Origin of the sequence: Solibacillus sp. FSL R5-0691 (assembly GCF_037974225.1) — a bacterium.
Classification (GTDB): Bacteria; Bacillota; Bacilli; order Bacillales_A; family Planococcaceae; genus Solibacillus.
This window is the reverse complement of record NZ_CP150231.1, coordinates 72547-88453: the sequence shown is the minus strand read 5'-3', so window position 1 is coordinate 88453 and position 15907 is coordinate 72547. Positions and strand designations below refer to the sequence as shown.

At 38.9% G+C, this 15907-nt stretch carries 17 protein-coding genes; 1 reads left to right on the top strand and 16 read right to left on the bottom strand.

Annotated elements, in window-relative coordinates:
• Positions 1-18: 18 nt before the first annotated feature.
• Positions 19-555, bottom strand: a complete 537-nt coding sequence (spoVT, locus tag MKY51_RS00415) for a stage V sporulation protein T (protein ID WP_339174666.1) — start codon at positions 553-555, stop codon at positions 19-21.
• Positions 556-800: 245 nt separating this feature from the next.
• Between spoVT and MKY51_RS00410 the strand changes: the two genes are divergently transcribed.
• Positions 801-1112: a hypothetical protein gene (locus MKY51_RS00410; protein ID WP_339174665.1), complete on the top strand. Its 312-nt coding sequence runs from the start codon at positions 801-803 to the stop codon at positions 1110-1112.
• Positions 1113-1185: 73 nt separating this feature from the next.
• Here the strand turns inward: MKY51_RS00410 and mfd are convergent, their stop codons facing one another.
• From mfd to rnmV, 15 genes are all read right to left on the bottom strand, one after another.
• Entirely contained in the window at positions 1186-4698 is a 3513-nt protein-coding gene (gene mfd, locus MKY51_RS00405) for a transcription-repair coupling factor (protein ID WP_339174664.1), read from the bottom strand.
• A gap of 84 nt (positions 4699-4782) precedes the next feature.
• Positions 4783-5010, bottom strand: coding sequence for an anti-sigma-F factor Fin family protein (locus MKY51_RS00400; RefSeq protein WP_008408283.1), 228 nt, complete (start codon positions 5008-5010; stop codon positions 4783-4785).
• 59 nt (positions 5011-5069) lie between these two features.
• Positions 5070-5633, bottom strand: coding sequence for an aminoacyl-tRNA hydrolase (pth, locus tag MKY51_RS00395; RefSeq protein ID WP_339174663.1), 564 nt, complete (start codon positions 5631-5633; stop codon positions 5070-5072).
• 72 nt (positions 5634-5705) lie between these two features.
• Positions 5706-6917: an MFS transporter gene (locus tag MKY51_RS00390; RefSeq protein ID WP_339174662.1), complete on the bottom strand. Its 1212-nt coding sequence runs from the start codon at positions 6915-6917 to the stop codon at positions 5706-5708.
• A 127-nt stretch (positions 6918-7044) separates the two neighbouring features.
• Positions 7045-7698: a 50S ribosomal protein L25/general stress protein Ctc gene (locus tag MKY51_RS00385; RefSeq protein WP_339174661.1), complete on the bottom strand. Its 654-nt coding sequence runs from the start codon at positions 7696-7698 to the stop codon at positions 7045-7047.
• A gap of 167 nt (positions 7699-7865) precedes the next feature.
• Positions 7866-8825, bottom strand: coding sequence for a ribose-phosphate diphosphokinase (locus MKY51_RS00380; protein WP_339174660.1), 960 nt, complete (start codon positions 8823-8825; stop codon positions 7866-7868).
• A gap of 26 nt (positions 8826-8851) precedes the next feature.
• The gene (glmU, locus tag MKY51_RS00375) at positions 8852-10222 is read right to left on the bottom strand and encodes a bifunctional UDP-N-acetylglucosamine diphosphorylase/glucosamine-1-phosphate N-acetyltransferase GlmU (protein ID WP_339174659.1); all 1371 of its coding nucleotides are present in this window, start codon (positions 10220-10222) and stop codon (positions 8852-8854) included.
• A 282-nt stretch (positions 10223-10504) separates the two neighbouring features.
• Entirely contained in the window at positions 10505-10804 is a 300-nt protein-coding gene (gene spoVG / locus MKY51_RS00370; protein ID WP_339174658.1) for a septation regulator SpoVG, read from the bottom strand.
• Positions 10805-11114: 310 nt separating this feature from the next.
• The gene (locus MKY51_RS00365) at positions 11115-11489 is read right to left on the bottom strand and encodes a RidA family protein (protein WP_339174657.1); all 375 of its coding nucleotides are present in this window, start codon (positions 11487-11489) and stop codon (positions 11115-11117) included.
• Between the two features lies 1 nt (position 11490).
• Positions 11491-12318: a pur operon repressor gene (gene purR, locus MKY51_RS00360; protein ID WP_339174656.1), complete on the bottom strand. Its 828-nt coding sequence runs from the start codon at positions 12316-12318 to the stop codon at positions 11491-11493.
• A gap of 71 nt (positions 12319-12389) precedes the next feature.
• The gene (ispE, locus tag MKY51_RS00355; protein WP_339174655.1) at positions 12390-13256 is read right to left on the bottom strand and encodes a 4-(cytidine 5'-diphospho)-2-C-methyl-D-erythritol kinase; all 867 of its coding nucleotides are present in this window, start codon (positions 13254-13256) and stop codon (positions 12390-12392) included.
• A gap of 254 nt (positions 13257-13510) precedes the next feature.
• Entirely contained in the window at positions 13511-13699 is a 189-nt protein-coding gene (locus tag MKY51_RS00350; protein ID WP_339174654.1) for a small, acid-soluble spore protein, alpha/beta type, read from the bottom strand.
• 107 nt (positions 13700-13806) lie between these two features.
• Complete coding sequence (locus tag MKY51_RS00345; RefSeq protein WP_008408296.1) at positions 13807-14064, bottom strand: Veg family protein; 258 nt, start codon at positions 14062-14064, stop codon at positions 13807-13809.
• A 139-nt stretch (positions 14065-14203) separates the two neighbouring features.
• Positions 14204-15091 (bottom strand): 16S rRNA (adenine(1518)-N(6)/adenine(1519)-N(6))-dimethyltransferase RsmA, encoded by an 888-nt coding sequence (gene rsmA / locus MKY51_RS00340; protein WP_339174653.1) that lies wholly within the window; start codon positions 15089-15091, stop codon positions 14204-14206.
• Positions 15084-15647: a ribonuclease M5 gene (gene rnmV / locus MKY51_RS00335; protein WP_039967429.1), complete on the bottom strand. Its 564-nt coding sequence runs from the start codon at positions 15645-15647 to the stop codon at positions 15084-15086. The genes rsmA and rnmV overlap by 8 nt, the downstream gene beginning before the upstream one ends.
• Positions 15648-15907: the final 260 nt, after the last annotated feature.

The following is a 15907-nucleotide window of genomic DNA, read 5'->3' as shown; positions in this document are numbered from 1 at the left end:
GGACGTTTTGAAGTGATTTTAGTTTTCCATTTGTTTTGCTAAAAAATGAGCTGCTGTTTCAGCAGTTTTTTGCTCTACTTCACCGATGAAATGGGCCCGTGATATTAAATAAATAGCACCAATCGGATCACCGTTCGAAACTATCGGTACGATGCAATACGATTTCACTTGTTCATACTGTCCTGCTACAAGTTCAATCGACATCTCCAGCTTTTCACTTACAGGTGACCTGTTTTTAATAATATCTTCTGCAAACACAGTTAAACGTCTCGCAACATAATCTTTTTTCGAAACGCCTGCAACAGCAATTACTTCATCTCGGTCACTTATTAATGTCGGGGTACCTAATGTTTCAAATAATGATTCCGCATATTGTTGTGCGAATTCGCCTAAATCATTAATCGGCGAGTATTTTTTTAAAATCACTTCTCCTTCGCGGTCCGTATAAATTTCAAGGGGATCCCCTTCCCGGATGCGAAGCGTTCTTCTAATTTCTTTTGGGATAACAACACGACCTAAATCATCGATGCGGCGAACTATTCCTGTTGCTTTCATCGTTCATGTTCCCTCACTTTCCATCAATTCACAGCATGATGCTCCTAGTATGGAAAGAAATACATGAAACTATGCATTGTTCGAGCCGGATAAAATAATTTTTCTCTATGCAGGAACAAACATGATGATTTACCTAATTTTCTGTAAATGGATATAGGAAATTACAACGTTTTCATTCATATTATGTTTTATTTTTGTAAAAAAGGCTATTAACAAAATAAACAGGTTTTTTTGGAGGTGCAATAATGGTAAGAGTTGATCCTATTACATCAACACCTGATGCATATCGTCAGCAGCAATATTATGCAGGAACTCATTTAGCTTATTACCCTGATTTATCGAAAGAACGTGCAACAGCTATTTCAAAATTTGAAAATGGCATTTTTAAGCGTTACCTTGAAAAGTCAAATGGTCAGCGCGATTTAGTATTTGCCTCCACTACAAGAGAAAAACAGTTTTTAGAAAAGCGTGAAGAGCATCATAATCGCGAAGAACTGCTCCAACGCTTAAATTATTCGAACGGAGTACATTATAGTGTGCAACAATCTTTCCTGTGATTCATTTATTGTATCCAAAATAAAAGAGAGGAAATGTTAAAAGTCCAATACTTTTAAGATTCCCTCTCTTTTTTTATGATTCTTTTTTGGCAGCTGCGATAATTTGCATCATTTTTTCTACTACTTCAAATGGCAGGTGATTGCCGCATTTATTGTAATCTACTGTAATGACTAACTGTGTTCCTTCCATCCCAAAGCCGACCGCACGACCAAACTCCATTGATTGCTCAACGATTTGTGCACCGTTAGTATTGGCCGTTCCTTCTTCTGAAAGAATAATAGATACAACTTGCTGCTTTTCTTTTATTGAAAGCACATTCGCTTCTTTAGCCCAAACTTTCATACGGGCCACACGCATCAGACGCTCTGTTTCAACCGGTAAATCTCCAAAGCGATCTTGCAGTTCATCGATAATTTCCAGATAATCCTCTATACGTTCCATCGCTTTAATCCGCTTATACATTTGGATTTTTTGGTAGCCATCCGGAATGTACGCATCCGGAATGTACGCATCAACATGCAGCATAATCTCGACATCCTGCTTCTCTTCTCTCTTCACACCCGTGCGACGCTCTTCAACGGCTTCTTCCAGCATTTGCGAGTACAGATCAAAACCGATTGAATCGATAAAGCCATGCTGCTGAGCACCAAGTAAATTCCCGGCACCACGAATCGATAAGTCACGCATTGCAATTTTGAAACCTGACCCTAATTCCGTAAATTCTTTTACTGCCTGCAGACGCTGCTCCGCCACTTCAGTAAGAACTTTATCACGCTCATACATAAAATATGCATAGGCAATACGATTTGAACGCCCTACACGTCCTCGCAGCTGATACAGCTGGGAAAGTCCCATACGATCCGCATCATGGACAATTAAAGTATTTACATTTGGAATATCTACACCTGTTTCAATAATCGTTGTTGTGACAAGTACATCATACTCACCTTCGATAAACGATAAAATAACCGATTCAAGCTTCGCCTCCGTCATTTTCCCGTGCGCAAAGGCAACTCGTGCATCCGGAACAAGCATCTGAATTTCTTCTACTCTTCTTGTAATATCCTCTACACGATTATATAAATAGAACACTTGTCCGCCACGCGCCATTTCACGTTCAATTGCTTCACGTACAAGGGCTCCGTTATGCTCCATTACATATGTTTGTACAGGGAAACGGTTTTGTGGTGGTGTTTCGATAACAGACAAGTCACGCACCCCTACCATCGACATATGCAGTGTACGCGGAATTGGCGTTGCTGTTAATGTCAGTACATCGACATTCGTTCGAAGCTGCTTAATCTTCTCTTTATGTGTAACACCGAAACGCTGCTCCTCATCGACGATAAGCAGTCCTAAATCCTGATATACTACATCCTTCGATAAAATACGGTGCGTACCGATCACCATATCCACTGTACCTTCTTTTAAGCCTTTTAATGTCTCTGTTTGCTGCTTTTTCGTGCGGAAACGACTAAGTAGCCCTACATTGATCGCATAGTCTTCAAAGCGCTTTGAAATCGTTTCATAGTGCTGTTGTGCCAAAATCGTAGTCGGCACTAAAAAAGCCACTTGCTTCCCATCTAAAATAGCTTTAAATGCAGCACGAATAGCAACTTCCGTCTTTCCGTATCCTACATCACCGCAAACGAGGCGATCCATTGGACGTTCCCGTTCCATATCCTTTTTCACTTCAGCAATAGTACGTAATTGATCTTCTGTTTCCTCATACGGGAAAGCCGCCTCGAAACTTCGTTGTTCATCCGAATCCGGAGAAAAGGCATAACCTTTTTCTGCTTCCCGTTTTGCATAAAGTTTGATTAAATCATCTGCAATATCCTGTACTGCATTCGAAACTTTCTTATGTGTTTTCTTCCATTCCGTGCCGCCGAGTTTATGAAGTTTCGGTTCTTTTTCACCGGATGGTACATAACGCTGAATCAGTTCGATTTGATCGACAGGTACATATAACTTATCATCTTCACGGTATCGTACATGCAAATAATCTTGATGTGTACCATTCACAACAAGTGTTTCAATACCAATATATTTTCCGATCCCATGATGTACGTGAACAACATAGTCGCCTGATTTAATTTCTGTATATGATTTGATCCGCTCAGCATTTGTCATTTGCTGCGGGCGTGATTTTTTCTTTGCCTGCTGTTTAAAGAGCTCATCATCCGTAACAACCGCTATTTTCTGTAATGGCAGCTCAAAACCTGACGACAATGGCGTATTAACTAAATAAATACCCGGTGCATCGGCATAACCGATTGTTGACGCGATATGGTAGTCATTCAGTAAATTCTGCATCGCCTTTATCCGGCTTTCCGAACTCGCTGTAAATAATACAATGAACTTGTCGTTTGACCAACGTTCGATCTCATTTTGCAGCAAAGCAATTTGACCGTGGAATTGCTGCATCGGTTTACATGAAATGTTGATCGTCTTTTTAAGTGTGATGCCGGCAAATGTTCTTGTGAATAATGCGAAATACATTTTCTGCTGTTTCAGCATTGAAAGTACTTCTTTTAATGAATAGGATGGCTTTACATCATGAAGCATTTTGCCGCCTTCAATCAATGAAATAAACCATTCATTTTCTTCACGTTCCCAGGCTTCCATCACTTCCTGAATACGGCCGAGTTCATCAAATAAAACAAGACCATCTTCTTTAAAGTAATCGCCTAAAAAATACTGCTTCTCAAATAAGAGCGAGCCATATTTTGCGATATGATCCGGCAGATGACCAAGCCTCAGCAGCTCAATATCATGCTGAATATTTTGCATGAGCAATTCCTGTGTTTCCTTTTTACGCACTTTTTTTAAACTAGCAGCCAATGATTCTTCCAGACGTTCTGCAAGTTTTATACGCTCTTCTTTCGTTAAAAGAAGTTCTGCGGCAGGGAAAATTTTAATTTCATTTAATTTTTCAATTGAGCGCTGATTGTCGGCAGAAAAAGTACGGATTGAATCCACTTCTGTATCAAACAACTCGATACGGATTGGGTCTTGTGCGTATGGTGGATAAATATCCATAATTCCGCCGCGCATCGCAAACTCACCTGGCGTTGTAACCATTTCACTTCTCGTATAACCCATTTCAACAAGCTTATCCAACCAAATAGTGATGTCGACATCCTGACCAATGGAGGTGTTAAGTTCGTAACCAAGCCATTTTTCGGGTGAGCTTAGAATGCTGCGCATACCTGCAGCCGGAATAATATAGATTCCGCGCTCCTGATTGACTAAACGGCCTATTGTAGCGATACGCTGTGCACGCAGCTCATGGGAAGACGTCGTCATATTTGCAGCGATAAACTCCTCGGCAGGATAATAATGAACATGCCCTTCACCAACTAATGCAGTCAAATCATCTACTAACTTTTGTGCCTGCAATAGATTTGAGGACACGATATAAATCGATTTATTTGTCTCTTGATAGATTGTATGGATCAATGCAGGTCTTGCGCTTCCCGTTAGTCCGGTAATAAGATGATCGTTTGCTTGACCCTTTTGAATATGGTCTATCATATTATCAATCTGTTTATCTTTTTTAAATATTTGATGTATCGTATCCACGTCTAGTCCCCCTTCTCTTTTTCGATAATTGAAAACGTAAATGGAAAAAGCCTTGGCGCAGTTTATGCGACCAAAGCAACTCCTCTACTGTAACCATCTTTTTAACGCATAGTAATCGGGAAACTGACGCAATGATTCTTCACAATGCTCACAAATGCTGTAAACGGTCGTTTCTCCCCGTTCATTTTTTTTGATGAATTCATCGATTTCACCTATTTCAAACAGATGAAGCTTTTGAACCGTTTCTTCTGCATCGAAAGGCAAAGTACCAATCTCTACCTCACAATGTCTACAGCGGTAGCGTACAGGCATCTCCCATGGCCTCCTTTAAACACTTATGTATATTAAAGTCTAACCATTTTTTGATTAAATTATGCGCCGTTAAATTTATTCATAACTTCTAAGAACGGCTTTGTTAAAGCTGTTTCCACAGCATCACAGCTCTTTTCGACAGCTTCTTTTACAATTGGCTGATCCTCTTTTGAAAATTTGGCCAATACGTAATCCGCAACTTTCATACCAGCTGGCGGACGGCTTACTCCGACACGGATTCGGTTAAATTCCTGTGTTCCCAAGTGCTGAATTAATGACTTAATTCCGTTATGTCCACCGGCACTTCCTTTGCCGCGTAATCTTAACTTACCCGTTTCCAGATCTAAATCATCATAAATAACAATAATATCTTCAATTTCTATATCAAAATAATCCATTAGAGGTCTAACACATTCTCCTGATAAATTCATATATGTTAATGGCTTCAATAAAATGACTTTTCCTTCAGGACGATGAACTGTTGCATACATACCATTAAATTTAGTTTGGTTTAATGGTGCATTCCATCGATCGGCTAATTCATCAATCACATCAAAACCTATATTATGGCGTGTATGTTCATATGGTTTTCCCGGATTTCCTAAACCAATAATTAATTTCACTAGTAATCGCATCCTTTTTCTCTAATCGCCTTTATTTTATCATATATCCTTCTGAAAAGTATGTATCGTCCCCTAGTATTGAGCCAATGATCTTGCACGCATTTTCCTTACAATGTACAGCAACAAAAATCCTACTGCTGCGAAAAAGCGAACGGCTGTCGACAAATACATCGCTGTTTCCATCGAGTAGGTTTCCAGCAGCCAAATTCCGATTTGCGGAGAAGAAAAGGCGATGACGGCAAGCAGCACATTGTAAGTTGTAATACAATATGTGCGGACTTCCTGCGGTGAATTTTCCAGCAATAAATTAAATAATATTAAAACCGTCCCTGAAACAAACAGCCCTGAAAGAAAGGACATCGCGGCTAAATAATACAGGTTAGTCGATAAAACCATCAGCAATGGCGCTGTCGACATACCAAAAGCAACCCAGACGAACACACTCATATTGCCATATTTTTGCGACCATTTACGCCAAAGCGAAAATGAAAAGATTTGTGCAATCATATTGGCGACATTGAACATACTAATCCAAAAAATTGTTGCTTCCGCATAACGGACATTATAAATATTGAAAACACCCCATGCCATTTGCCAGCCAAAGTTAAATACAAGTGCAACAATTAAAAACAGGACATATTTATTGTTTTTAAATATTGACCAATCCATTGCGCGTTTCTTTTCTGTATTCAGTTCACGCTCCGGTTCATCATGCTTTAGCAAAAAGTAAAGTTCCACAATTCCGACTGCAAATGTAAACATGAACAGTATTTGATAAGCTATCCTGTTGGAGGTCATGTCTTTCATGACAATGCCGATTGTTAATGTAACGAATAAACCTACGACTGTCAGCAAGCGATTGCGATCACTGAAAAACTGAGCTCGCCGTGATTCTTCAATAATATTCCCGATAAAAGACTGCCAGCCCATATTAGCCATCGTATTCGGGACGCTCATCGCTGCAATCAGACCAAGCAGCAACCATGAACCAAAACTTCCCGGCACATAACTGATGAAGGCAATTAACAGAAAAACAAAGCGTGCTGCCAATACAGAGAAAGCAACAAGCCTTTTTTGCTCGAATGCACGGTTTAATAAAATGGCAGCCGGCAATGTCATAAGCAGTGTAATTAGCGGTGGCAAGGAACTGATCAATCCCACTTGATAGTTCGTCGCACCAAGAATCGTCATTGCAAAAATCGGGATATAGCTGTTTGAAGTATTTTGTGCAACAGCAGATGCCATCCCGTGATAAATACTCATTTTTTCATTATGTGTTCTCATAAAGACCTCTAATTATTCATAATATTTACTCATCTCCATCTTATTATACTTATTTTCTTTCGGATGTCGAAGTATTTTTTCGGCATTAAAAAACCGCTCTATATAATAGAGCGGCCTGTCCAATTGCTTAATCTTCTCTACCTGGTTTTTCAGGCGATAATTTTTCTCCCGTTGCATCAAGATCATCGGCTGTTACATTCTCTGCATCTGCATCAACATCTTCAACTGGTGCTGCTGGCGGTGTTACCGTTGCTAATGTAAAGTCATCATTATCTACAATCGTAAACGCTGTAAATTGATCACGCACATTACCCACAGATAACGATTCACCAACTGCTAATTCGGATACATCGATTTCAACTGTGTCTGGAATTTCACTTGGATTCACTTTAATTTTCAATGTATGGTTAGGTTGAGTAATGACTCCACCTTCTTTAACACCAACTGAAGTTCCGATTAATGCGATTGGAACATCCACCTCAAGTTCTTCTTTCATATTGATAGCAAGGAAGTCAACGTGCTTCACATGTCCTTTTAGTGCATCACGTTGGATATCAGTAAGTACTGCATTTACTCTTTTCCCGCCTACTTCAATTTTAAACACGCTTGTTGAACCATATGTTTGTACTGCTTTAGCAGTATCTCTATAATCCAACGAAATTGGTGTTGTCTCAGTTTCATAGCCATAAAGCACACCTGCCAATTGGCCTTCATTTCTAAGTTGGGTTAATATCGAACGTTTCCCAGTTTCTCGCTTAGTTGCTTGTAATACTGTAGTCATATTCCATCGTCCCCCTTAATTAATTATACAAAGGTACATTTACCCTACCCTTGTCTACACTAAACATATTAAATTGTCAGATTTTTTGCAAATATTTGCATATAGGGAAAATAGGACATAAAAAAACCAGCTTAGGAAATAAAATTCCTAAGCTGGTTTGCAATCGATTAGTCAAATAATGTACTAACAGATTTGTTTTCGTAAATACGTGAGATTGCATCTGCCATTAATTTCGCAACTGATAGTTGTTGAATTTTTGGAGATAATTTTTCTTCAGATAATTGAATAGTGTTTGTTACAACTAATTCCTTAATAGGAGAATTTTCAATACGCTCAATTGCCGGACCTGATAATACAGGGTGTGAACAACATGCGTAAACTTCTTTAGCACCGCTCTTAATTAATGCCTCTGCACCAATCGTAATCGTACCTGCCGTATCGATAATATCATCGATTAAAATACATACTTTACCTTCTACATTACCAACAATGTTCATTACTTCTGCCACGTTCGGTTTTGGACGACGCTTATCGATAATAGCGATCGGAGCTTTTAAGCGCTCTGCTAATTTACGCGCACGAGTTACACCACCATGGTCTGGAGAAACAATAACCAATTCCTCTTCATTGAAACCTTTTGTTCCGAAATGTTCAGCAAGTAGTGGTACAGCCACTAAATGGTCGATTAAAATATCAAAGAAACCTTGAATTTGAGGTGCATGTAAATCCAATACGATTACACGAGTTGCACCGGCAGTTTCAAGTAAGTTTGCTACTAATTTAGCAGTGATTGGTTCACGCGCTTTTGCTTTACGGTCTTGACGTGCATAGCCATAGTAAGGCATAACAACGTTTACTGTACGAGCAGACGCACGTTTAACAGCATCAATCATAATTAAAAGTTCCATTAAATGCTCATTTACAGGTGCAGAAGTAGATTGAACGATAAATACATCCATTCCTCGAATACTTTCTTCAATGCTAATTTGGACTTCTCCATCACTGAAGTGTTTAACGGATGATTTCCCTAGTTCTAGACCCATTTCATCAGCAATCTCTTTGGCAAGTGGATTGTTAGAATTTAATGAGAAGATTTTTAATTTTGAGTCAGCGTATTGATACGGCATGATGGCCTCCTGTATTTTAGTTAATTTTATTTTGAATTTAATTTACTCACATAGCCTAATTTATTTTCCTGACGAGCACGTGCAATTGCCAATGCATCTTCCGGAACTTCTTTAGTAATTGTCGATCCTGCTGCAATGAAAGAACCTTTTTTCAATGTTACCGGAGCAACTAAGTTCGAATTACATCCAATGAATACATCGTCTTCAATAATTGTTTTATATTTGTTCTTACCGTCATAGTTAACAGTGATTGAACCGCAGCCAATATTTACGTTACTGCCGACTTCTGCATCGCCAATATAGCTTAAATGAGACACTTTCGTATCATCACCTAGCGTACTCTTCTTCACTTCAACGAAATTACCGATTTTTACATGGTTTCCTAATGAAGATTCCGGACGTAAATGTGCAAACGGACCTACTGCTGTTTCACTGCCGACTTGGCTGTTTAGCACAACTGAACTATGAATCGTTGTCGCATTGCCAATTTGACTGTCAACAATATGACTATTTGGACCAATTTTACAATCTTCGCCAATAACCGTTTTTCCTTCAATGATCACTCCAGGTAGAAGAACCGTATCACTTCCGATTACCGCGTCTGCACTAATATGTGTAGAAATCGGATTTATAATCGTTACACCATTGCGCATATGACGTTCATTAATACGTGCACGCATAAGCTCCTCTGCCTGAGACAGAGCAAAACGGTCATTTACGCCAAGTGTTTCATCAAAGTTTTCTGTTACATAAGCGGCAACTGTTTCACCTTGCTTTTGTAAAATTTCAATAACATCAGGTAAATAGAATTCACCTTGTGCATTTTCATTTTTAACGAGCTTAAGTGCTTCAAACAGTGCTTCATTATCAAAGCAGTATGTGCCTGTATTAATTTCTTTCACAAGCTGCTGTTCAGAAGTAGCATCCTTTTGTTCAACAATTTGTGACACTTGTCCATGTTCGTTACGTAAAATACGGCCATAGCCAGTCGGATCATCTGTAACCGCTGTCAAAATAGTTGCTTTTGCATTTTGTGATGCATGTTCATCAAGCAGTGCCTGCATTGTTTCAGGGCGAATTAAAGGAGTATCACCACATACTACAAGTGTAGTTCCGCTAAGTCCGCTTAAAATCGGCTCAGCTTGCTGAACTGCATGCGCTGTACCTAGTTGTTCTTCTTGTAAAACATACTCACTCTTATTTCCTAGTGTTTCTTTTACCAGCTCTGCACCATGTCCTACAACAGTTACGACACGCTCAACATTTAATGAGCTGATATGATCGATTACATGTTCCACCATAGGCTTTCCGCATACTGGGTGAAGCACTTTATATAATTTGGACTTCATTCGTGTACCTTGACCAGCCGCTAGCACGACCGCAAAAATATTCGTCATATTACAAGTCCTCCAATTTAGCTCATTTTCTCTTATGACTATAAAGCAATTTCATAATCTTTTCAAGGTATTCAGACTTGACAAATGTTTGAATTTAAAATATCTATAGTAGTTTGACACATTTTCTTTTGTGTACTAATTCAGCAAAAAATTACGTTAAAAAGTAAATAATCAGTATATTTTCGATCTTATTGTAGTTTTTACTTTTCTGTTATAGAACATTACTGTCTATAAAAATTCACAAAAAAAAGAGCCCCCTCATATGAGTGACCCTAATTAACATTAAACATTCACTTCTTCAAGCTCCAAAGTTCCCTCTGTGTTTTCTTCAGCAGATGCATGGAAAGCTTCCAAAACGATTTCTTGAATTTTATTGCGCGTATTCGAATTAATCGGATGTGCAATATCACGGAATTCGCCGTCTGGTGTTCTTTTGCTAGGCATCGCTACAAATAAACCAGTATTCCCGTCAATTACACGAATGTCATGAATAACAAACTCATCATCTAGCGTAATTGAGGCAATTGCACGCATACGTCCTTCTGTTTGAACACGTCGTAATCTTACGTCAGTTACTTCCATTATTTATACCCCCTGTAGTTTGATTTGTAATTTTTAGTATTCGGGATGAAAAACTATAATCCTTCTATCATCCATTAAATTTCTAAAAATACATCATTTATCAATAGAATACAATATAATGTAATTTTTTTCTATCTACAATTTTTATAATTATTAAAATAAACTAAATATTCTACTTATTTATAAAGATTTTCTTAATAACTGCTATAAATAGAGTCAAAATATTTTTCCAATAAAAAAAATCCACGTCTTTTCTATAATTAGAAAGTCGCGGATTTAAGCTATAAACAATATAAGAATGAAGAATTTATTATTTTACTAATGCAATAACTTCAATTTCAACTTTTACGTCTTTTGGTAAACGAGCAACTTCTACTGCCGAACGAGCTGGCTTGTGCTCACCAAAATGACTTGCATACACTTCATTCATTATAGCGAAATCATTCATGTCTTTCATAAACACTGTTGTTTTTACAACTTGGTTTAAAGAAGAGCCGGCTGCTGCTAAAACAGCTTTTAAGTTTTCGAATACTTGATTTGTCTGTACTTCGATATCGCCATCTACAAGTTCCCCTGAAGCTGTCAGTGGAATTTGGCCTGAAGAATAAAACATGTTATTTACTACAATACCTTGTGCATATGGACCGATTGCTGCTGGTGCATTTGTTGTTGAAACAGTTTTCATTTTAATTTCTCTCCTTTTGAAAAAAATTACCTTCACTTAATGCAATTGTGCGATCTTTCTCATTTACTTCCTTCAGTTTTACTAAAGAATAGTAATCATCCACTAATGTAACATCAGCATGCTGTGCTTCTACTAATACCGCGATACCTGCCAACTCACATTCGAATTCTTCCAGTAGGTTCTTCATACCATTCATCGTGCCGCCGACTTTCATAAAATCATCGGTAATTAAAACACGCTGGCCACTTTTCATACTGCGTTTTGATAAAACCATCGTTTGAATACGACGAGAAGACCCTGATACATAATTAATACTCACTGTTGAACCTTCCGTCACTTTGCTGTCACGACGTACAACAACAACCGGCACATTCAAATGTCTTGCAATCGCATGTGCAATTGAAATTCCCTTTGTCGCTACCGTCATAATGACATCAATTTGACGATCTGCAAACACGCTCGCAAATACTTTACCTACACGGTTCATCAATTCCGGATTCCCTAAAAGATCCGTCATAAATAAATAGCCGCCAGGTAATAGTCGATCGGATTGACTAAGTTCTCCCATAAATTCCCCAATTATATCACGAACTTCTTGTTCCGCCATTTTAGGGATATATTTAACACCGCCTGCTGCACCAGGTACGGTAATTAAAAGCCCAATTCCTTTTTCTTCGAATGTTTCCTTTACAATTGTTAAATCTTCACTGATTGAAGACTTTGCAGAACTGTAAAGCTCAGAAAAATAAGTTAGCGGGATCAACTGATGCGGATGCTCAAGCAGATAATAAGTCATATCTACAAGGCGTTCACTGCGCTTCCATTTCATGCGACCCTCTCCTAAACATTAATAATTAAAATACGAATATTTAATAGTCAAATTACCATAATTATACGTATTTATGCAAGTGGATTTCGTTCCCCTAACATACGTACTACATAAACTTCCTCACAAAAACCACGTAATCCATTATAAATTCGGCTGACACGTGCTTCATTTTCCACCAGCCCAAATACTGTCGGACCACTGCCGCTCATTAGTACCGCGTCGGCACCAAAGCGCTGCATTTGTTCTTTAATTGTTATAACTTCCGGATAAAGCTTAAATGTTACAGTTTCCAAAACATTTCCAAGTGAATTGCACATTAGTTCATAATCTTCGGTTTCTATTGCTTTAATCATTTCTTTCGTGTTCGGGTGCTGTAGACCTTCAATATTCAATCCACCATATACATCCGCTGTCGATACGCCAATTTTCGGCTTGGCCAAAACGACCCAGCAAGTTGGAGGTGCAGATAGTTCTTTAATCTTTTCCCCGCGTCCTGTCGCTAAAGCTGTACCACCATAGACGCAGAACGATACGTCAGAACCGATTTTCGCTCCATGTTCTGCAAGCTCGTCCAACGTTAAATTTAGTTCCCACAACTCATTTAACCCGCGCAATGTAGCCGCTGCATCGCTGCTTCCACCCGCTAGACCCGCAGCTATAGGAATTTGCTTCTCGATTGAAATCGTTACGCCATCTTTAATACCGTATGTATTTTTTAAAAGCTCTGCTGCCTGGTATGCAAAATTCCGCTGATCATCCGGAACAAAATTATCGGTTGAAACGATTTTAATTTGACCGTCTGCTCGTGATTCCAGTCCAATTCGATCCGCCAAATCGACCGTTGTCATAATCATTTCCACTTCATGATAATTATCCGGACGTTTATAAAGCACATCGAGTGTTAAGTTGATTTTTGCGGGTGCTTTTACGTATAACATTGAAAATTCCTCCTACTGTATAAGGCACGCATAATATGTAATACGCGATTAAAATTCTATTGCCCCTATTTTACCATACGGGAGCCTTGTATTATGCACGAAAACATTCACTTTTCTTCGCAAATTATCGTAAAAAAACGCATGCCGGGCAATACAGTAGTAAGACATTCTAAGTATTAGGTAATTTCATTTCCTCACATCAAAATAACACCACCGTAAGCGAGAACCTACGATGGTGCCATCTTTGTGTCAACTTATTTTTGGTTGTTTTGCGATTGTTTAGCCAAGCCTTCCTGAGCCATTTCAACCGCACGTTTTACCATGTTTCCTGCATCACGAGCTCTAATTCCGCCCCAACCTTCACGTTGAACTACGTCATAAAATCCAAGTTCTTTTGCAATCTCTTCCTTTAGACGACTGGACATAATTTTTTGTCTTGCCATGCAAAAAACCTCCTTTTCGTTGACGCTTTTAGCATGTGCAAAAAAGAAAAAAACACTCACTTTAAATGAGCGCTTTTTTAAAAATATTAAAATAAGTACTAGAAAAACTATTTGATGGTAGCTACAGCATCATCTAAAAAAGTAATCTCTACTGCTTCGGTAAGTATATCTGTGTAACTGTAAGATACGCGTTTACACGCATTATCTTCCTGCTTTAGTTCAATAACGAACACTGCATGGTAAGTGTCACTTAAGACGCCTTCGCATTCAATTGTTTTCTTGCGACCACCATTTGCTTTTAATTGCAAACGTTTACCCAAATGACTATCCAATGATTTTTTAATGTCTGCTAACGTTTTTGGCATTTTCGCATACACCTCACTGTAAAACAGTATACCATGATGTAGATAATATGTCAATAAAATATAATATTTTATCACCGTGATACAGAGTCGTCAACTTTTTTCTTAAGATTTCTTAAAAATTTTTAATGTGAAATTCACTTTATTGTCGTACACAAAAATTAGGATGTAAGCAGTCCGCTAATTTGCCAAATTCTTGAATTGACAATGTTTCACCACGACGTGATGGTTCAATTCCGGCTTCTTCCAATGCTTGAAGGATAAGCTCTTTATTTTGCTTACCATTAACAAGTCCATTTTGTAAATTATTTAAAATTGTTTTACGACGTTGTGCAAATGACGCTCGGGATACTTCAAATAAGAAGTCCTCATCAATTACTTTTACTGGAGGGTTTTCATGTTTGATTAAGCGGATTACCGCCGAGTCCACATTTGGCTGTGGCATAAATACCGTTTTCGGCACAACCATCGCAATTTCCGCTGTTACGTAATACTGAATGGCAATCGATAAAGAGCCATATGCCTTCGTACCCGGTTTTGCGGTAATACGATCCGCCACTTCTTTCTGCATCATCACGACAAAGCCGCGAATCGGTAAGCGATCATTTAATAACTTCATTAAAATTGGTGTTGTTACATAGTAAGGTAAATTAGCCACGACCATAATATCTTCAATACCTGGCATTTCTTCTGCGATTACTTGTGCAACATCCGCTTTTAAAATATCTGAATGGACAATCTTTACATTGTCATAAGGGCTCAATGTATCTTCCAGAACAGGTAAAAGACGTTGGTCGATTTCAAATGATACGACCTTCTTTGCTTCGCGCGCCAAATGCTCTGTCAAAGCCCCTATACCAGGTCCAACTTCAATCGCTCCACTGTTTTCCGTTAAATTAGCGTGACTGACAATATTACGTAAAATATTCGGGTCGATTAAGAAGTTCTGTCCTAAGCTCTTTTTGAATGAAAATCCGTATTTTTCTAAAATTTCTTTTGTACGTACCGGTGTAGCAATGTCTTTATGCATGCGTATCCTCCTGATCTAATTGCGAAATGGCCTCTGCAAACTGCTCGATTGTTATTTGAAACATCATCAGTCTTTTATGAAGCTGTTTACCGTTTGTCATGCCTATATTTAAAATTTCACCTAACTGGTCCCGGCGTTTTTTGGATTGCGGGTGGCCTATCAGTTTGGCTGTCATTAAATCTTCCAGTGTAATTTTCTCTTCGATTTGTGAATCCGCTAATGTATAGACATTGCTTAATGCTTCACGGATGTCCTCATCATTTGCGTGTTCAATCCCTAAACCTTTGCCGTTTTTGGCGATTGTTTTCGCCTTTGCTAAAAACGCATGCTTCACACCTGGTATCCGCTCTTCTATAATTGCGCGAATACGGCGGCCCGGGTAATCAGGGTCCGTAAATACAATGACGCCTCTCTTTTTCTGGGCATGTGCAATACGGCGCAATACTTCATCAGAGATTGCAGAACCGTTTGTTTCTATAGTATCTGCTCCTGTCGCACGCTTAATCGCTGTTGTATCGTCTTTTCCTTCAACAACAATAATCTCTTGTATATCCAAGAAACGTTCCTCATTTCTAACATAGTCTTTCGCTATTTTACCACAGATCGCACTTTGTTACCGCTGTGCTAACTTCAAGAACAAAAGTGCTCAAGCGCCCGTTTAGCTCCGAGTGGGCAAAACGCCACATCCATGTGGCATGCCCCCAATGACTCACGTCGTGTGAGCCGCAAGACTAGGAGAGCCGGACGCAAAAGTAAACGCTCCACCCCTTTTGCACGAGGGACCGAAATGGTGCGAGGAGCTGGCGCTTTAGCCTA